The 19,608-nt window shown below is 41.0% G+C and carries 16 protein-coding genes; 14 read left to right on the top strand and 2 right to left on the bottom strand.

Translation table 11 applies throughout. The features are described from left to right. Positions 1-6: 6 nt before the first annotated feature. The 14 genes from neuC (at position 7) to B5X70_RS13740 (ending at position 14,507) form a co-directional block, all read left to right on the top strand. Positions 7-1,140: a UDP-N-acetylglucosamine 2-epimerase gene (gene neuC, locus B5X70_RS13805; RefSeq protein WP_079558497.1), complete on the top strand. Its 1,134-nt coding sequence runs from the start codon at positions 7-9 to the stop codon at positions 1,138-1,140. Between the two features lie 30 nt (positions 1,141-1,170). After that, entirely contained in the window at positions 1,171-1,905 is a 735-nt protein-coding gene (locus tag B5X70_RS13800; protein WP_079558496.1) for an acylneuraminate cytidylyltransferase family protein, read from the top strand. Between the two features lie 42 nt (positions 1,906-1,947). Further along, complete coding sequence (locus B5X70_RS13795) at positions 1,948-3,366, top strand: glycosyltransferase family protein (protein WP_079558495.1); 1,419 nt, start codon at positions 1,948-1,950, stop codon at positions 3,364-3,366. A 6-nt stretch (positions 3,367-3,372) separates the two neighbouring features. Further along, positions 3,373-4,518: a glycosyltransferase family 4 protein gene (locus B5X70_RS13790; RefSeq protein ID WP_079558494.1), complete on the top strand. Its 1,146-nt coding sequence runs from the start codon at positions 3,373-3,375 to the stop codon at positions 4,516-4,518. Between the two features lie 12 nt (positions 4,519-4,530). Continuing rightward, entirely contained in the window at positions 4,531-5,943 is a 1,413-nt protein-coding gene (locus B5X70_RS13785; protein ID WP_079558493.1) for an O-antigen ligase family protein, read from the top strand. A gap of 104 nt (positions 5,944-6,047) precedes the next feature. Continuing rightward, positions 6,048-7,178: a glycosyltransferase gene (locus tag B5X70_RS13780; RefSeq protein WP_079558492.1), complete on the top strand. Its 1,131-nt coding sequence runs from the start codon at positions 6,048-6,050 to the stop codon at positions 7,176-7,178. Beyond that, positions 7,175-8,275, top strand: coding sequence for a glycosyltransferase family 4 protein (locus B5X70_RS13775; protein WP_079558491.1), 1,101 nt, complete (start codon positions 7,175-7,177; stop codon positions 8,273-8,275). Before B5X70_RS13780 ends, B5X70_RS13775 begins: the two co-directional genes overlap by 4 nt. Continuing rightward, positions 8,272-9,351, top strand: coding sequence for a glycosyltransferase family 4 protein (locus tag B5X70_RS13770; RefSeq protein ID WP_079558490.1), 1,080 nt, complete (start codon positions 8,272-8,274; stop codon positions 9,349-9,351). The genes B5X70_RS13775 and B5X70_RS13770 overlap by 4 nt, the downstream gene beginning before the upstream one ends. Continuing rightward, positions 9,341-10,627 carry a phenylacetate--CoA ligase family protein gene (locus B5X70_RS13765; protein WP_079558489.1) on the top strand — a complete coding sequence of 429 codons (1,287 nt, stop codon included), beginning with the start codon at positions 9,341-9,343 and terminating at the stop codon, positions 10,625-10,627. Before B5X70_RS13770 ends, B5X70_RS13765 begins: the two co-directional genes overlap by 11 nt. Beyond that, on the top strand, positions 10,624-11,661 hold the full coding sequence (locus B5X70_RS13760) for a glycosyltransferase family 2 protein (RefSeq protein WP_079558488.1): 1,038 nt from the start codon (positions 10,624-10,626) through the stop codon (positions 11,659-11,661). Before B5X70_RS13765 ends, B5X70_RS13760 begins: the two co-directional genes overlap by 4 nt. Before the next feature lie 38 nt (positions 11,662-11,699). Further along, complete coding sequence (locus tag B5X70_RS13755; RefSeq protein WP_079558487.1) at positions 11,700-12,293, top strand: sugar transferase; 594 nt, start codon at positions 11,700-11,702, stop codon at positions 12,291-12,293. 18 nt (positions 12,294-12,311) lie between these two features. Next, a complete protein-coding gene (locus B5X70_RS13750; protein ID WP_079558486.1) occupies positions 12,312-12,668 on the top strand; it encodes a hypothetical protein in 357 nt (118 codons plus the stop codon). After that, positions 12,665-13,321 carry a glycosyltransferase gene (locus B5X70_RS13745; protein WP_079558485.1) on the top strand — a complete coding sequence of 219 codons (657 nt, stop codon included), beginning with the start codon at positions 12,665-12,667 and terminating at the stop codon, positions 13,319-13,321. Before B5X70_RS13750 ends, B5X70_RS13745 begins: the two co-directional genes overlap by 4 nt. Before the next feature lie 19 nt (positions 13,322-13,340). Further along, positions 13,341-14,507 (top strand): DegT/DnrJ/EryC1/StrS family aminotransferase, encoded by a 1,167-nt coding sequence (locus tag B5X70_RS13740; protein WP_079558484.1) that lies wholly within the window; start codon positions 13,341-13,343, stop codon positions 14,505-14,507. Positions 14,508-14,803: 296 nt separating this feature from the next. Here B5X70_RS13740 and B5X70_RS13730 read toward each other — a convergent pair whose 3' ends face one another. Next, positions 14,804-18,700: a M1 family aminopeptidase gene (locus B5X70_RS13730; RefSeq protein WP_079558482.1), complete on the bottom strand. Its 3,897-nt coding sequence runs from the start codon at positions 18,698-18,700 to the stop codon at positions 14,804-14,806. Between the two features lie 193 nt (positions 18,701-18,893). Continuing rightward, on the bottom strand, positions 18,894-19,608 hold a 715-nt coding region (locus tag B5X70_RS13725; RefSeq protein ID WP_143255081.1), incomplete at its 5' end, for a T9SS type A sorting domain-containing protein.

Raw genomic sequence — 19,608 nt, 5'->3', positions numbered from 1 at the left:
TATCAAATGAAGAAGATTTTGTTTTTAACGGGTACCAGAGCTGATTTTGGAAAACTGAAATCGCTGATGTATGCTGTGGAGGAGAAAGAGGGCATGGAGCCACATATTTTTGTTACGGGCATGCACATGCATCGGAAGTATGGCCTGACTGCCATTGAAGTTGAAAAATGTGGTTTCAAAAACATATACCGCTACTATAATTCAACGCAGGAGTCCACCATGGATTTAACACTTGCCAAAACCATTGAAGGGCTTTCCAATTACATCAGGGAAGAGCATCCTGATTTAATCGTGGTGCATGGCGACAGGGTTGAAGCATTGGCAGGAGCCATTGCTGGTGCTTTAAATAACATTTTGGTAGCACATGTGGAAGGTGGCGAGGTTTCAGGTACCATTGATGAATTAATCAGGCACTCGGTTTCAAAAATGAGCCATGTTCATTTTGTCTCCAATGAGTTGGCCAGGAAGAGATTAATTCAAATGGGAGAACTTGAAGATTCTATTTTCACCATTGGTTCCCCTGATATAGATGTCATGTTTTCTGACGATTTGCCTAAAATTGAGAAAGTTAAGGAGTATTACGAAATTCCATTTTCCAAATATGGCGTACTTATGTTCCATCCGGTTACAACAGAATATGAAGAACTGGCTCAATATGCAGAAAATCTGGTAGAAGCTGTTGTGAAATCAAACCTGAATTACGTAGTAGTTTACCCCAATAACGATTGGGGCTCAGACATCATTCTTAAGGCGTATGAATCTTTTAAAAGCCATCCAAATTTCAAAATATTTCCATCCATCCGATTTGAGTATTTTCTGGTACTTATAAAAAATGCCAAATTCATGATTGGAAATTCAAGTGCAGGAATAAGAGAGGCACCATATTACGGATTACCCAGTGTCAACATAGGCACCAGACAAAATAACAGAGCTTTAAACGATTCTATAATTAATTGTGGTTACGGGCAATCCGATATTGAAAATGCTATTCAGGAAGCATTGGTGCAGGATGTTGTTGACGCATCCTTTCAGTTTGGTTCCGGAAATAGTGCCCAGCTCTTTATAAATGAGTTGTCAAAAGAAGGCTTTTGGGATAGGCCGAAGCAGAAGTTATTTCATGACATTGTTCCGGCCATTTAACTCATTAATCTCAAAAAGTTATAAAACATAATGTCCAGTGAAATAATCGGTTTTGTAGCATTTAGGAAAGGTTCAAAACGACTTCCTCAAAAAAATGGAAAGCTTTTAGGCGGAAAACCATTGTACCAAATTACTTTGGATAAGCTTGTTGACCTTAAAAGCAAGGGTCTTATTCACCATGTGGTGGCTTCCACCGATAGTGCCGAATGGCAGGAGGAGTGCCGGGGAATTTATGGAGATGAGGCCATTGTTCACCTTAGAAGTGAAGCCATCAGTGGAGATTTGGTCAATGAAGGAGAAGTCATCCTGGACTTTTTCAAACAGGAACCACAATTGCAGAGGTCTGCTATTTTACTGGTCTTATGCACCTATCCGTTTTTAAAAACGGAGGTGCTTACAGAAATTGTGGAAAAGTACAATTCAGTATGTGCCAATGTCTATGCGATAAAGGAGGCTCACCACATGCCGCAAAAGCTTTTACGATTAAATGAAAAAGGAGAATTACGTCCTTATTTGTTTGACTCAATGAAGTCTTTCGAAGCCAATACGAAGAAACTTAAAGTAAAGTATCCAGTGTCATTTTATTCCACTGGCGCTTTTTTGATTCATAATGCTTGTGAGGTATTATCCAACGACATGAATTTATGGAACAGTGATAAAATTTACGGAGTTAACGACGACAGCTTTCATATTGATGTAGATACACCTGAGGATTTTGAGTTGGCCGAAGTTTACATGGAATACTTGTCACGTAAAAATATTTAATTACTACCAAAAGCAGGAATCACCTGCATTGTTTGTTTAAGAATGAAGAAAGTTGCACTGTTTTTGCCTGATGGCGTTGGAATTAGAAATTATCTGTTTTCAAGGTTAATCAGCAATCTTATTGAGCAAAAAGCACAGGTTGTGCTTATTGCCTCCTTATCCGATAAAGCAATAGAAGAGGCCGAAAAGGTTCACGGTTTGAAGTTTGAAGTGGTTCAGATTCCTGAGTACCGCGAAGGAATTCTTGAAAAATTTTACAGAGAACTTGAAAACATCTCTCGTTTAAGAGTTTTTCAGCGAAAGCTTAAAAACCCAACCATAATCCCCGACCATGAATGGGGGCATCTGACAAAATACAGAGGAATTGTGTGGTTTTTCTATTTCTTCATTCGTTTCATTTCAAATTTTACGGCCAATTATTCCATCATCAAATCTATTAATAACAGGTATTTAAGCAGGGTGGCCAAATCGGGTTATCTGGCCGGATTCGAAACTCTCCTGAATGAAGTTAAACCGGATGTTATTCTGTGTACCCATCAGAGAGCCATCACGGCTTCTCCATTGTTTGAGTCTGCAAAGAAGGCCGGAATTGAAACCGCTACGGCCATATATTCATGGGATAATTTACCAAAAGCACGCATGGCATTCCGAGCCGGGAAATATCTGGTTTGGTCGCAATATATGAAGGATGAGGTTTTGTTTTATTATCCAGACATCAATCCCGATGATGTTGTGATTACCGGAACACCGCAATTTGAATTTTACAGGCAGGATGAATTATTAATGAGCCGGGAACAGTTTTGTACGGAGTATGGTTTTGACACAAACCGGCCTATTGTCTGTTATTCGGGAGGCGACAGACTCACAAGTCCCTATGACCAGGATTATCTGGAGGATTTGGCTGTGGCCGTTAAAACGCTTCCCGAAGAGGAGCGTCCCCAGATACTTTTTCGACGTTGCCCAGTTGATTGGAGTCCTCGGTTCGACCATGTAATACAGAATCACGCGGATGTAATTAAAGTGGTGGACCCGCTTTGGGCTTTTGAAAAAGATGAAGCAGAAAAATGGACTTTGACATATCCTCTTTTTTCTGACGTTAAGTTGTTGGCAAATGTAGCGCGTCACTGCGATTTGGTTTACAACGTTGGCTCCACCATGGCTCACGACTACAGCATGTTTGATAAACCTGCGTGTTACATCAATTATAATCCTGAAAACTCCAACGGAACTTATTCGGTCGAGAAAATATATAAATACCAGCATTTCAGGAGTATGCCGTCATCCGAGGCTGTGATTTGGGTGAATTCGAAACAGGAAATTGCCGGATTGGTGGCCAATGCTGTTCGTAATCCGCAGCAAGTTGCCACGCAACGAAAAGCATGGCTCCAAAAGGTTATTCTGCATCCCGTTACAGAAGCTTCCGGCAACATAGCCGGTGTTTTATTAAACAGTAAATCTTAATCGTTCATGCACATCTGTTTTCTTTCACATGAATACCCAATATGGGCCACCGGAGGAATTGGAACATTTATCCAAACCACAGGCCGGGCTCTGGTGACTGCCGGTCATCAGGTTTCCGTTGTAGGCATTGGTTATAAAGATGAAGAGGAGGTTTTTAATGATGAAGGAGTGGAAGTTTATAGATTGGCATATCCCCGTTTTTTACAAAAACGGGGAAGGGCAATCAGTCGTGGCTGGGTTATGCGAAAACAGGTATTAAAAATTCATCAACAAAATCCCATCGATATCATTGAAACACCCGAAGCGGGGTTGTATTATTGGTTTGGCCGGCAGCCATTTGTGAAAGTTGTTAGAATGCACGGTGGGCATCATTTCTTTGCTGAAAGTGAGAACAGGGAAGTTAAGTGGGGAAGAGGCATGCTTGAAAAAATATCATTCAGAAATGCAGATGCTTTTATTGCAGTATCGAAATACGTTAAGAGTCACACTGCGAAGTACCTTTCGACCGGGAAAAAACCGGTTGAAGTGATACGGCTTTCAATTAATGACAAGTTATTTAGGCAGGCAGACCATCGTAAAACAATCAAACACCGTTTGGTGTTTGCGGGTACAGTGTGTGAGAAAAAAGGCATCAGGCATTTATTAATGGCTTTGCATGAGGTGATTGAGAAATTTCCAAATGTGCATTTGGATGTATATGGTCGTGACTGGAGTTATCCGGATGGAACTTCATATACTGCAACTTTAAAACGTACTTTTAAAGAAGATGTATTATCCCATGTAACATTTCACGGCTCGGTTAAGTTATCAGAAATTCCTGATAAGTATGAAGAGGCTGAGTTGTGCGTGTTTCCCTCTTTAATGGAAACACAGGGATTGGTTGCTCCCGAAGCCATGGTGATGGGAAAGCCGGTTTTGTTCAGCAACACAGGCCCTGGAATGGAGACCATTGAACACATGGTGACCGGCTTGCTGTGCAACCCTTATGAACCCAAAGATATTTCCAGACAAATTGTTTTTGCATTTGAACACCCGGAACGTATGGTGGAAATTGCTAAAGCGGGACAACGTTTTGCTCAAAAAACGTTTAATTTGAGTGAAGTTACAGAGCAAAATGTTGATTTTTTTCACAGGCTTTGTAAATTGCGTTAAATATATCAGTTTATGGTTGATTTGATTCATTCAAAGAAGGGACACATTTTTCTTGTTGGATTTCATTTGATGCTGGGTGTGCTGGTGAAATATATGCCATCGCTTGTGGCGATGGCTTATGTGGGTTTGTTTTTGTGGTTTGTGTGGGATGTTGTGTACACTTACGACCGAAACAGCAGAGCAGGTTTCTACGCCATTTACCTGATGGGTTTGGAGATGGTTTACCGCATGGCAGGTGCACAATTTTCCTGGGAGCTGGGGAAATATGTCTGCATTATTTTGTTTCTACTTGGTTTGATTATTGGAGGTCGAAAATATATTGCATGGACATTTGTACTTCTTCTTACTCTTTTACTTCCGGCAATGTTTCTGGTGGAGGGAAGCACTACTCTTGAAATTAGAAAAAATATCCTTTTTAATATGTCAGGCCCCTTAACTTTGGTAATGGCAGGATTGTATTTTTTCAGACGTCCAATTGACGAAGATGTCTTTTATCATCAAATGCGGATGGCTTTTCTTCCTGCGTTTACCATTATTGCTGCATTGTCAGTAATGGCCAATATTTCTCACCTTGAGTTTACCAGTGTGCAATCCAGTGGTGCAGCAGCCGGAGGGTTTGGGCCAAATCAGGTTTCCACGGTATTGGGTTGGTTTATCCTTATGGTTTTGCTTTTTAAGGTGAATAAAAGACAAATTACCACATGGAACTGGCTCGATTGGGTGATGCTGTTTTATTTGGTTTTACGTGCATTGTTAACATTCTCACGCGGAGGGGTTTTTGGAAGTTTGTTGGCCTTTACCGCTGCGATAATGGTTTTGGTCGTTACATTTCCGAGTTTTAGAAGACAATTACGAAAGGCTGCACCATACATACTGGGAGGAATCCTTTTCTTTATCGGGGTCTTTTTCGTAGCCAACCGCATAACCAACAATTTTCTTTTGTATCGTTATCAGGGTTTAACCACCACTGAAGTTCAAACAGGAATCAGGCATGCCAATCGGAGCATGCTCACCGGGCGTGATGCCATCATCAGAGCCGATGTGCAGATATTTAAGGACAACCCAATGCTGGGTGTTGGGTATGGTATGGCAGAGGGGCATCGTGCTCGTTATTACGGCCAGTTTGCAGCTGCACATACAGAATTTGCAAGGTTACTTTCAGAACACGGCATTCCAGGGGTTATATTCATGTTGGTGGGTATGATATGGTTACCAATATCTTTTTTCATACGGGTTCGTTCGCCCATGACACGATTCTATTTTTTGGCTTTTTATCTGCTTAGTATGTTTACCATGTTTCATGCTGCCATGCGTTTGGCATTGCCTGGCGTGTTGTTTGGTGCAGCCTTTATGATGATTAAGATGCAGCCAAAACTTGAGCCCAAGGCGGAGGAAGGGTTTCAATCATTAGAAATGGCTGGTTAGTATCAAGTCAAATCTAAATTATCTCCCTCGCTCACCCCTAACCCCCAAGAACCGCCAAACGTAACAAGTTAATGATTGAGTTGCCAGTAGTTTTTTAATTTTATATGCGATTCTTAATAGTATCTCCCGTAATTCACAAATCTGCATCAAACGGTTTTGCAGGATACACTCCCTATATCAGGGAGATGAATTTATGGCTGAACCATGTGGACGAAGTGGTGGTCGCAGCTCCCTCTGTTAATGAAAAACCAGACCCTCTTGAATCTTTCTATGATCACCCAAGGTTAAGATTCGTGAAATTGCCGGCAATTGATACAACCTCCTTCCCTAAATTACTTATATCAATAGTAGCAGTTCCTGTTATATTTTTCAGGCTGTTTCGTGAGATGATTCATGCCGATCATATTCACTTGCGCTGTCCTTCAAACATGGGTTTACTTGGCTCTATTGTTCAGTTATTTTTTCCATGGAAGCCCAAAACAGTTAAATATGCCAATAACTGGGATTGGCAAAGCGAACAGCCTTTAACTTACCGTATTCAGCAATGGATTTTAAGAAATTCTTTGCTGACTCATAACGCAAAAGTTTTGGTTTACGGTGACTGGAATGAGCGAAGTAGAAATATCGTTCCTTTTTTTACAGCATCATATTCTCAAAAGATGGCTCTCCCTGTTGAAATTCGTGAGATAACTAAAGAAGTGCCTGTAAAAATGTTGTTTGTCGGGACATTAACCCCCAATAAACGTCCTCTGCTTGCTATTCAGGTTTTGGAACAAATTAGACGTAACGGGATAGATGCTCAATTGACTTTGCTGGGCGATGGTTTTCAAAGGGATGAAATTCAGGATTTCATTGAAAATAAAAAGTTATCAGCATTTGTGCATCTCAAAGGAAAGGTATCTCCCGATGGTGTGATTGAATATTTCAAAGAGAGCCATTTTTTGGTTTTTCTGTCGCAGTCGGAAGGGTGGCCTAAGGTTGTGGCCGAAAGTATGTGGTGGGGATGTTTGCCTGTAACCACCAATGTTTCATGCGTAAAGCAGATGATTGGCGATGGAACGAGAGGTGTTTTGGTAGAACCTGAGCAAGAAGTTGTAGTCAAATCAATTGAAGAACTTATTCAAAAACCTGTAAAATATAAAACCCTGTGTGAAGCGGCCATGAAGTGGTCGCGCCTATACCATCTTGAAAGATTTGAGGAGGAAATTGTGAAATTATTAAACCCTGCATCATGAGAGTGCTTTCAATGATTGACTCCCTTATTGCAGCCGGAGCAGAGCGAATGGCTGTGAATATTGCTAATGGGTTGGCTGAAAAAGGAATGGAGAGTCATTTGTGTGCCACGCACTCCGGAGGGCCTCTTGAGGAATTTATTTCTCCAAAAGTTCCCTTATTCATTCCTGAAAAGCGAAATGCTTTGGATGTATCGGCATTACGACGATTAAAAAAATACATCAGAGAACATCGGATTGACATTATTCATGCACATTCTTCATCGGTTTACTGGGCAGTTTTGGCTAAGTGGACAGGTAGCAGGGTAAAAGTAATTTGGCACGACCATTACGGGTTTAGCGAACAGTTGCACGAGCGAAGTTCCTCTGTTCTGAAACTGATGTCGTCGTCCATTTCACATGCATTTGTGGTGAATGATAAACTCCGGAATTATGCTGTTGACAGCTTAAAAATGCCCAAAAATCGGGTCTCTTTTTTGGCAAACTTTGCGGATATAAATATTGATGGGAACGTCAATCGCAAATTAGACCTCCCGGGAATAGAGCAATATCCGAAACTGGTTTGTCTGGCCAATTTGCGTCCCCAGAAGGATCATCACAATTTGCTGGATGCTTTTATTTTAATGAAAAAGCAGCATGAAAATGCTGTTTTATACTTTGTGGGTGGTCACTTTTCTGATGATTATTACTACTCTTTGATTGAACGAATCAAAAACGATACGAATTTAAAAGGAAGCGTACATGTTTTAGGTTCAAGAAATGATGTGGCTGAAATCCTAAGCGTTTGCGATGTTGGAGTGCTCTCTTCGTTGTCGGAAGGATTACCGGTTTCTCTTTTGGAGTACGGTTTGGCAGGATTGCCGGTGGTTTGTACAAATGTTGGCGATTGCAGTTTTGTCCTTGATGGCGGAAAGCTAGGGAAACTTGTTGAACCAGCCAGTTCAACAGAACTGGCCGATGCAATGAACTCTTTACTGGTAAATCCTCAATCGATGAAAGAGTTGGGTAGTGCATTCCAAGGTCATGTTCACAAGGAGTTTTCAAAGGATGGGGCAATGAATAAAATAATTGATGTTTATAAATCTGTTTTGTCAGTATGAGAAAAAAATCGGTTAAAACTTTATTCGTTGGGCCGTTTTCGCCTCCTTTTACCGGCGATGGTGTCAAAAACAGTTGTTTGAAGGAGGGTTTTGATTCTGTAGGTGTGCAAGATTTTATCTGGTTTGATACCATTTGTAGAAAAGGTAACAGATGGGTACATCTGTTAAATCTTATACCATTGATGTTCAGATGTAAACAGATTGTTCTTTCGCTGAACAGGGAAGGACGCTATTTCGTAATCTGGCTGTTCTTTTTTTTGAGACTATTTTCCGCAAAACGCGCCGCTCTTTATGTGGTTGGTGGTACATTTGACCTTCAATTAATGGATATGCCTGCATTTAACCGCCGGTTATACATCACCGCTATTAATAAGCTGGATGGTATATTTGCTGAATCGGTAGTGCTGAAAAATGGTCTGGAGAATTTAGGAATTAAAAATGTGGAAATTGTTTACAATCCCCGAAAAGATAGTGGTGAAAAATGGCAATTGACCGAAAATAATGTCGGGAAGGTACTTTTTATTTCAAGGGTTACCGAAGTAAAAGGTGTTACAGTTTTAATGGATGCTTTTGAGAAATTTGATGATGAAAATTCAGGTTTAATACTGGATATTTATGGCCCCATTGACGAAGATTACCATGACTATTTCATGGAAAGGGTCGATGCCTCAAAAGGAAAAATCAGATACTGTGGTATACTTGACCCTTTGCAGGTGCAATCAGCTTTAGTGAAATATCATTTTCTGGCACTTCCAACATTCCATTTTGGTGAAGGATTGCCAGGCATTCTGGTGGAGGCCGGCATGGCCGGAACTCCTATTATTATCACGAGATTTAATGCTCTGCCTGAATATTTTGAAGATGAGCAAAGCGCTCTTTTTGTGGAGCCGCAGGATGTTTCGGATTTACATCAGGCGATGCAAAAGCTGTTGGACAAACCGGAATTGGCTGCAAAACTAAGTGATGGAGTGCAAAAGGTGGCTGAACCATTTCGTATTGAAATGGTCATTGAGCAGTCACTTGAATTGTTTCGGGGTTATGGATGGAACATTATAACAGAGGGAGATGGGCATTGATTTTTTCAGAGTTTTAAAAATCCTTGGTTTTCCGGTAAAGGAAGCTTGTGATTTGTTTTCACAAATCCCCTTTGAGGGGGATTTGTTGCAGTGGCAAAGAGAAAAGGCTGATGAAATATTCAGGTTTCATTATAAAGAAAATGAGTTTTACAGAAAATTTGTTGGATCCGAGCCAGAGGAGTGGACAAAGATTCCCGTTATAAAAAGAGCTGATTTAAAAGGAGACTTTAAGGGTAAATTACCAGCATCGGTTCGCAATCAAAAACTTTATCTAAGCAGCACGTCAGGCTCATCAGGCGACCCGCTTTTCTTTGCGCGCGACAGGCTATCTCACGCTTTGGTTTGGCTTAATGTGGAGCATCTTTATAATCAGGCCGGATTATCGGTTAACTTTCGTCAGGCACGGATGTTTGGTATTTCCCGGCAACCTGTTGGCAGAATGAAAGCCCGGTTTAAGGATTATCTCTCTAATCGCTACCGCTTCAATGTGTTTGATTTGTCGGATGAAGCATTTGAGAAGTGGGTGCAGAAATTCAAAAAGGGTAGGTTCACATATATTTATGGATATACAAATTCCCTTGTAACATTTGCTCGTTTTTTACAAAACAGCAATTTGGTTCTTGCTGATGTTGCAAAGTCTTTAAGAGCTTGCATAGTGACATCAGAAGTATGCACCGAGAAAGATGCTCAAACTCTCCGGGAAGCTTTAGGAGTGCCTGTCTACAATGAATATGGTTCGTCTGAGTTGGGTGTCATGGGCTTTAAACAAAATGGTTTTTGGCACGGTTCCGATGGTTTGCTGTTTTACGAAGTGCTTGATGAAAACGACGAAGTTGTCGCAGATGGAGAACCCGGTTATTTAACATGTACTGCGCTTTTTAACCGTGCTACTCCTTTCATTCGTTATAGAATAGGCGATTTGGCAGTGATAAATAAAAGCAGTGGGATTACGCAAATAGAGCAGGTAATGGGTAGTTTAAACGACATGGCTCTTTTACCTTCGGGTAAAAGAGTTCCCGGTATTTCATTCTATTTTGTAGCAGAAGAACTAATTGACAGAACGGAGGTTGTAAAAGAGTTCCTTTTCAGACAAACACCCGAAGGTTTTGAGTTTGAGTATGTGGCGTCGAGAGATTTAAACAACGTGGAGTTTGATGCTCTCAAGCGGGGTTTTGACGCCATTGTTGATGACGAGGCTGCTTTAATTTTAAAACGCGTTGAGGAGCTTCAAAGAGGCTCAAACGGGAAATTCAAACACTTTATTTCAGAATTATGACGGAACACCCTTATGTTTCGGTTGTTTTACCCATTCGAAACGAGGAGAAGTATATTGATGCCACTTTAAAAACTGTTTTATCTCAGGATTATCCTTCAGAGAAACTGGAGATTATCATTGCCGATGGAATGTCGACCGACAGCACACGAAAGGTGGTTGAGAAGTTTGTCTCGGAAAACAGCGGATTAAAAATTCAGATGGTGGATAACCCGGAGCTGACTGTTCCCTATGGTTTGAACCGAAGCATAAACTCCTCGTCCGGAGATGTCATTGTACGAATGGATGCACATTCTGTTTATCCGTCAAACTATATTTCCAGACTGGTAAAAGCACTTTTTGCCTTAAATGCCGATAATGTAGGCGGAGTGGTGGATACTGTTCCTGCAAACGACAAATTAAAGAGCAAAGCAATTGCCATTGCTTTGAGTCATCCCTTGGGAGTAGGAAATTCTTATTTTAGGATTGGAAGTAACAAGATAAAAGAGGTAGATACGGTTCCGTTTGGTTGTTTTAGAAAAGAGGTTTTTCAAAAAGCAGGCATGTTCGATGAAGACCTGGTTCGTAATCAGGATGACGAGTTTAACGGTCGCATGAAAAATGCCGGGATGAAGATATTTCTGATTCCGGATATCGTGGTGAAATATTTTGCCAGAGACTCCTTTTCGAAACTTTATAAAATGTATTTTCAGTATGGCTTATATAAGCCTTTGGCAGGATACAAACTTGGTGGCATTCCAACGGTACGCCAATTAATTCCTTTTTTATTTGTCTTGTTCCTGTTTGGTGGAGCTATGTTGTCGCTTCTATTAAAGCCATTGTTTTATGTTTATTTGGTTGGTGTTTTGACCTACCTTGCTTTACTGGTTGGTATTTCTGTAAAGCTTAGTTTTAAACACAAACATCCATTGATGTTTCATTTGTTTTGGAGCTTTTTTATTCTCCATTTTTCATACGGGACAGGCTATGCGAGAGGATTAGTCGCATTGGCTTTAGGTCAGAAAGGCCGATTCCGGAAGAGCAGCCTGTCGAGGTGATGGATGTATGTTAAACGCGGAGACGCAAAATTATTTTCATGCTCAAAAGAATATTTGATTTTTTCCTTTCTCTGTTTTTGTTGCTGATTTTTTTGCCTTTGTTTGCTTTGGTGGCAGTGGCCATATTATTGACCGATGGTTTTCCGTTGTTTTTTATTCAAAAGCGAGTGGGTAAAAACGGGTGCTTTTTCAGGATGTATAAATTTCGTACTATGAGTGTACGAAAGGAAGCTTCTGACGGGAGTTTTGACGCGGGAGATGCCAGTCGTGTAACTGGCATTGGCAGACTGTTGAGAAAAAGCAAGTTGGACGAATTGCCTCAATTGCTTAATGTATTGAAAGGAGAAATGTCCTTTGTGGGACCACGTCCCGAAGTTGAAAAATGGGTGAACGCTTATCCTGAGCGTTGGTCGGTGGTATTGACCGTAAAACCCGGGATTACAGATAATGCATCACTCGAATTTAGAAATGAGGAGGAGATTTTAGCAGCGGCCAAAGACAAGGAGGGAACCTACCGAAATGAAATTTTACCCCGAAAACTTGATTTGTACGAAGCCTATGTGAGAAATCACAGTTTCTTTGGTGATTTATTGATATTAGCACGCACTTTTTGGACAGTAGTCTTTAAATAGTTTAATCATAATAAAAATATGCAAACCACCGTTTACGTTGACCGTGCCTGCGACATACTTTATTCGTCGTACTATATTTATGGCCTGAAAAAAGTCTTTGGAAATGTTAAGTTTTCCGGGAAATATTTCAGCCAGTTTAAGCATAACAACACCTTTGTGCCGGTTGTTATTAAATCCGGGAAAAGCTTGACTAAACTGATTTTCGATTATGGCGATAGTTACGTCATTGATGAAGCGGCAATGGATTGGTGCGATGCATTCGGGAAAATCAACATTAACCCTGAAAAAACTGATTTGTCGAAATATCCTAAATTAGCTTCTGTTGGACCCGGGTTTGCTGTTCGGTTGTATTCACAAGCAGAAAAACGGCTATGAGGGCTGTTTTTAACTACCTGTTGACACATAAAAGGGTGCCGGACAAGCGCCGGTTTTTTGCCGATTATTATGCGCAAATGAATCGTCAGTATTTGAGCTATTATCACAAAAAAGAGACAACCGGTGATTACATCTTTTTTGCAGGTGCATTGTGGAAAAAAGAGGGACAAACCAATCAGTACCGTGCTAATTACATCAGAGCCTGTAAAAATATGGATGGAGTGAAGTTTGAAGGTGGGTTTGCACCGCGTTCCAGAAACGATATTCCGGGCTTTGAGGATTTGATCATGGAGGAGAAGGTTCCCATGTCGGATTATCTCACCAAGATAAAGGATTCGGCAGTGGTATTCAACACCCCGGTTATTATGGATTGTCATGGATGGAAACTTGGCGAGTTTATGGCTTTGGGAAAAGCCATGATTGCTACTCCAATTAAGAATCTTTTGCCGGTTCCTTTGGAACACGGCAAAAACATTCATTTTATTAATGGAGGGGAAGATGAGGTGCAAGATGCAGTAAAAAAACTCACAACTGACCATGCATATCGACAGCAAATTGAAAATAATATTAAAGAGTATTTTAATGCCAATGTAACGCCAGAAAGAAGTGTGGAAATTGTTTGTGAGAAAGCTGGTTTTAGAATAGAAAATTGAACTCAAAAATAATCAATATATGTTGAAAATTCCGTTCTCCCGTGTCTCTTGCAGTGGCAATGAGTTCAAGTACCTGGAAGAAGTTATAAAAAGTGGCTGGTTAACCACTGCCGGCAAAGCCATGAAGTTTGAGGAGATGTTTGTTGAACGAACGGGTGCAAAATATGCCTGCTCGGTGAACAGCTGTACGGCCGCTCTTCATTTGGGTTTGGAAGCATTGGGTGTGCAGCCGGGTGATAAGGTGTTTGTTCCGGATATGACCTTTACCGCTTCGGCTGAGGTGATACGTTATTTAAACGCCGACCCGGTATTTCTGGATGTGGAGTACGAAACTCAGTTAATTACGCCGGAAATTCTCACTGAGGCCATCAAAAAAAATCCCGATGTAAAATATCTGATTGTGGTTCATTACGGTGGCCATCCGGCTGAAATGCTGAATAACAATGGAACAGGCATTCTGGATATTTGCAAAATACACGGGATTAAAGTGATGGAAGACGCTGCACACGCTTTTCCGGCTTCCTTGAACGGAACAATGGTGGGGAATATGGCTGATGTAACCTGTTTCAGCTTTTACGCCAATAAAACCATAACAACCGGCGAAGGCGGTATGCTGACCACCAACGATGAGGAGATTTACAAGCGCGTTAAAACCATGCGTTTGCACGGTATTAACCGGGATGTGTGGGACAGGTTTACGTCTGACAAACCTTCGTGGGAGTACGATGTGGTGGCTCCCGGGTACAAATACAATATGCCTGATATAAATGCGGCCATTGGTATTGCCCAAATGGAATATGCCGATGAAATGAGGCTGGCCAGACAACAGGTAGCAGAGGTATATTATCGTGAATTTTCAGGTATGCCAATGATTGACTTGCCTGCATGTAAAGTGCCTCTGGAGAATCATGCCTGGCATTTGTTTCCTGTGGTTTTAAACGAAAATTCACCCGTTTCGCGTAATCGTTTTATCGAATTGATGTCGGAGGCTGGAGTTGGTACTTCTGTGCATTATAAACCAATGCATCGCATGAGTTACTATCGCGAACATTATCACCTTATTCCGGAGGGTTTTCCTGTGGCGGAGAAAATATGGAAGGGGAATGTATCGTTGCCCATATATCCGCTTTTAACCGGTGAAGAAATTGATACAATTGTGGCAACAGTGAAGAAAATTCTCACATAAATATAATATCTGAAAAGAACCAAACAACAACGGCTGCCTTTTTAGGCAGCCGTTGTTGTTTAGTCATTCCATGAGTCAAGCGGGTTTTTTTCAAACATCCTATCCCTAAAAGGCGAATTGTTATTTGCTTTTTGGGGCGAGGCATCCTCGAAAGCAGATGGAAATGGGGGAGGTGATGATTCCCCAAGCAAAGTAATGGTAAAATCACAAGGCACTATTGTGATTCTTGGTGAATGATAATCTTTTTTTAATATACAGTTCATTCCAACACCTCCCGCTTACACCTTATTCCTTATTTAAAAAATAATTTTTCTATTCTTCACATTATCTTCCCATATTATTGAAATAATATAAATGCCTCTCTGTGGAAGATTTATATTGTTTTCTTCGTAAGGTTGGAGAGTTTCGGTTGATATTCTCCTTCCTGTTGAATCATAAAGCAAATAGAAAGGTGATGATTTGGTTTCGGCATAAACGATAATTCCATTTACAGAATTATAAACATGTACGTCATCATTGCTAGGGTTTTGTAACTCCGAATTCAATTCTTCTTTAAACCCGGTGGGGGTTGATTTGGTGATGATGAGTTCGAAACGGTCATCAATACGAGTGGGTTTATCTTCCTCCTTAACTTTCTCCATGTAATGCTCCTCTGTTATTCGAAGGTAAGTCCTGTAACGTTGGCCGGAAGTCAGATCCGTAATTTCACCTGTCAGTTTATCCCTTAGCAAAACCACTGTGTTATCAGTAAGGTCATGATCACTCAACTGCATTCCCAGTACCCCTGATCTTCTGACAAAAACTCCGAGGGGGATGGTCATTGATTCTTCTTGTGGCAGTGCATTAATAGCCAAGGGTCTACCTTGCGACAGGGTGTAGATTTCAGCTGTTTTTCTGTTATTACCAAAGAGTTTATCACTATCATATGGATCGGAAGCTCCTTTGGTGGACTCAGGAACAAAGGCAATTGCTGCTTCATCGGAATGCCCGTTATACCTGGAAATCAGTTTTATGAACGAGTAATCGTGTGGCTTTTTCGCTTTAAGATAAGAGAATGGGTTGTGAACCATTGCATTAGGGCTGAAGGTTACAGCCCCTTCTGCTTGACCGAGAGTTACCCTCACCCATATGGCGTGCCCGGAAGGAATAAGATATGGTGGATCATTTAAGCCAACAGCAAGACCGGTATTGTTATTAAATGTACCATACGTGCCCAAGTCATTTCGGTAAATCCAGAACAGGTCGTCCACATTAGTCTTGTTTAATGATCGCCAGTCAACTGCTGCGGTATATGGATTACCTATAAAATTCCAACCTAGCCCAGCTGAAGTTCTGGTAAGCGGTACAATAACACTCCCTGTGTTGATCACACCTGAAAACTGGATGTGGTCATTATTCCTAAAAACCATCCCTGTTCCGGGTTCAAACGGTTCGTTTTCATCGAGTTGGAGGTACGTGTTGGTTGGGTTGTTATAGATGTAAGTAGTGCCGGTAATGCCAGAGTTTAACCTGGTTGCCAGAGACCCCGAAACCGGAGAGGAAATAGCATAGTTGTATCCCGGGTTTGATATCACCTGTTCAATGATTACCTTTTCAGGCTCAATATCAATACTGCCGCCCGTCATAATATAGGAGGCATTCACTTCGGAAGAGGATTTTAATCTGAACTCTCCCTGAATGGTTAGTGTCCCTGAAACTTGCATTAATGTGGCACCGGCATCAACTGTAAGATTTTTGATGGTGACATTGCTGCTGATTGTAGGGAAACGTGTCATGTAGGCTCCAATGTGCACGCTCATCTGTTCTTGAGGAACTCCATGGCTCCAGTTGCCTGGATGGTTCCAGTCAGTTGATATGTTCCCATTCCATATATTGGTTACGTCAGGAGTGATATCCAGTTCAACAGTAACGGTATAGCTCTTTTGTGTTTGGTTTTCGGCAGTTACGGTATAGGGTACCGGGGAAGTAAAGTCTTGCGCAATACCTGAGGCTGGACTGACTTCTGCATTCACTGAAACTGTTATGCCCGGAACTAAATTGGTAATATCAGTTCCCGGAGGCATTATCACCAAAATGGTTTCCTCATCATGGTCAATTTCCGAACTGATATAATTGGGTATGGTAAAGGACGTAATTAGTTTTTCATCACTTGGAACGGTTGATACATATACAGTATAGATTCTTTGAGAATGATTGATCCCAGTAACTGTATATTTAACTGGTGATGAAAAATCATTGGGTACACCCGATGTCGGTGAGACGGTGGTGTTGGCTGTTAATCCTATTGCAGGGGAGAGAGTGGTTAAGCTGGTTTCAGCTGGCATGGTTATTAGAATTGTGCGTGTCAATTCATTAATCACGGTATTGTTTACCTGTCCGGGTATGTTAAAGGAGGTAATCATTGGGGCGGGTGGAACTGCCAGACTGGTATTTCTTCCAGACCACCAGATCATGTTCCATTGATCAGGATCTAATTGCATATTTGTTACACTAAGTCCATGGTCGAAATGAAAGGATTGGATTCTTTGGTTATTAAATACCTTCTCCTCAACAACTGAACCATCTGAAAGTGTGAAGCGTAAAGGCAGATACATCTCGTATATGTACCGGTCATAAGTCCACCAACTCTGTATTTGTGAAATAGTAACCCCATTTTTACCGGTTGAAGGGTCATAACTATAGTTGAAACTGATGTCAGGGAATGAGGTACCATACACCCATTGGTCAAAAAAAACTTCCAAATCCATTCCAGACTTAGACTCTATATATTCTCTAAAAGTTTCTGTATTAACGTATAGATATTTGAACTCTGGATCCTGTGCATATGATTTTAAAATTTCAAAAAAAAGGTCATCTCCTAAATGATTACGCAACATGTGGAGTACCCATGCGCCTTTATCATAGTAAAAAAAATGAAATATCTGAGTTGGGTTGCTGTCGTCTGATAAATAAAGCGTTCTGGTGTAATCCCAACCACTGGTAAGTGTGTTATTCATATATTGATGGTAAGCTGCTTTTCCAAAATAGTATTCCTCATGCAAAGCTTCGGCATATGTGGCGAAACCTTCATTGAGCCATACATGGTTCCATGGGCGGTTGGTAATGGAATTTCCAAACCACATGTGAGCCAGTTCATGAACCACCAGCCACCAGGCAGAAGGAGCAACTGAGGCCATAATAGAATTGGTTTGCTTTTCAATGTAGGTTAAGCCACTGGCTATTTGGGTCATTCCATATTTTTCAGTTTTAAATGGGTAGTCGCCAAAATAGTGTATAAAGGCATCGAAAACATCGGGTACACCACTAAAGGTTGAAAGGGCCGTATTATAATCATTTGGGAATACATAATAAGTCAACGGAAAGTCATGCCCATTGCGATTGTATTGTTCTCCAAATACCCGGTAATTGGAAACAGAAACCGATACATAATAGGGCACAATGGGATAATTGTGTTTCCAGCGATAGGTGCGTTTCCCCCCATCAATGATGGTATCATATAACATGCCGTTGGAGACTCCCATAAGTGGATATCCCTGGTAAGAAACATCAGGAACAATGATGTCTACTTTAACACTGTCGGCTTTGTCGTAGGGGCCATCCTTACAGGGAAACCAATAATGAGCCAGATAGGGTGTGCTAAGGGCTGTCACTGCTGGCACGGTTGATGAATGTGTTAAGAAACGGAAACCTTTACCGGTCCCTGCAGGTATTATAGGTGTTCCATTATAGTATATTCGCAAGTTGACTGTTTCACCAATGTTGTAGGATTGGTCGAGATTAAGGTTCAGTACATTGCTTCCTGAACGGGACCATGATATGGCATTTTCCCCAACAGCTGTGACCGTCATGGATGTGTGCAAGTTAAGTTTAACCTGTGTCAGATTATTTACTGTAGATTTTAGTTCAATATAGGTGTTTCCGGAAATGCTTTGAGCCGTTGTATTCACATCAATGGTGAGATGGTAAAAGGTTACATCTATGTTCTCATCGGTTTGAAGGGTTTCGGATGCCGATTTGAGAGCCATGTAAGCCTCCCATTCCTGCTGTATAAATTCTTTCCTTGCTTTTTGTTTCTCAGATAAATCTGTGTCCGGAAGAGATGGTCTTTGACGCTTTTGTGCTTCCACGTTGGCAGCAACATAAAAAAGAGCCACAGTAGCAAGGATTAACAGGAGTTTATTGGATGTTATCATCTCAGTAATTTTGGTCTTGTTTTGTTCTAAATAAGATGCAAATTACGTCGGGATTCGGATTTACTCATCCTGTTTTTTATAGATGGATGCTTATTGTAGGCAGTCAGTTCTTTTTTGGTGACGAACGATTATTCCCGATCATAATGATCGGGAATAACATTCCTTAAATCAGGTGATTAAAGATGTTTTTAAGTTAATTTTTGTTAACAAGAATTCTCAGAATTGAAAGTTGATTGTTGGTTGTAATGACCTTTAATAGGTAAACTCCGCTGCTGAAATCCGAAAGATTGATTCCAATACTTAGTTCATCGGAATAACTCTGATAAAACATCTGTCGTCCATCAGGAGCTATTATGCTGATTGATTGAACCGGCAAACTACTTTCCACGCTGATTAAACCATTTGTTGGATTTGGATATGCTTTAATGCTTAGAGATTTCTCCTCCGAAATAGCAGTAGATATTTCATTGGTGACAGTTACCAGCCATGCTTGTTGAACGCCACTCTCAGAGGTTACTATATATTCCACACTTTCTGTGAAATCACGAGGGAAGCCTGAAGCAGGGGAGATCTCTGCGTTTTCAGAAACCTCGATTTCCGGAGTCAGGTTGTTCAATGCGTATCCCGGAGGCATTTTCAAAGATATTGCAAAGTTATCAAAATCAATTTCGGTGTCACTTACTTGATCATTGATATAGAAATAAGTAATAACAGCCTTGTCGTTTGGTGCGATGTTGACTGTGACCAAATACTCTTTGGTGGTCACTCCATCTTCTGCTGTTACACTGTATGTCACGGAATAAGAGAAATCTTGGATGTCTTCAGAAAGTGGTGTGATGGTTGCATTTTCAGAAAGTTCAATGACTGGAGTGAGGCTTGTCAAAGCAGTTCCGAACGGCATGGTGACG

Source organism: Alkalitalea saponilacus (genome assembly GCF_900168165.1).
Taxonomy (GTDB): Bacteria; Bacteroidota; Bacteroidia; order Bacteroidales; family Marinilabiliaceae; genus Natronoflexus; species Natronoflexus saponilacus.
The sequence above is the reverse complement of the archived record's forward strand: the minus strand, read 5'-3'. Positions and strand labels throughout refer to the sequence as shown.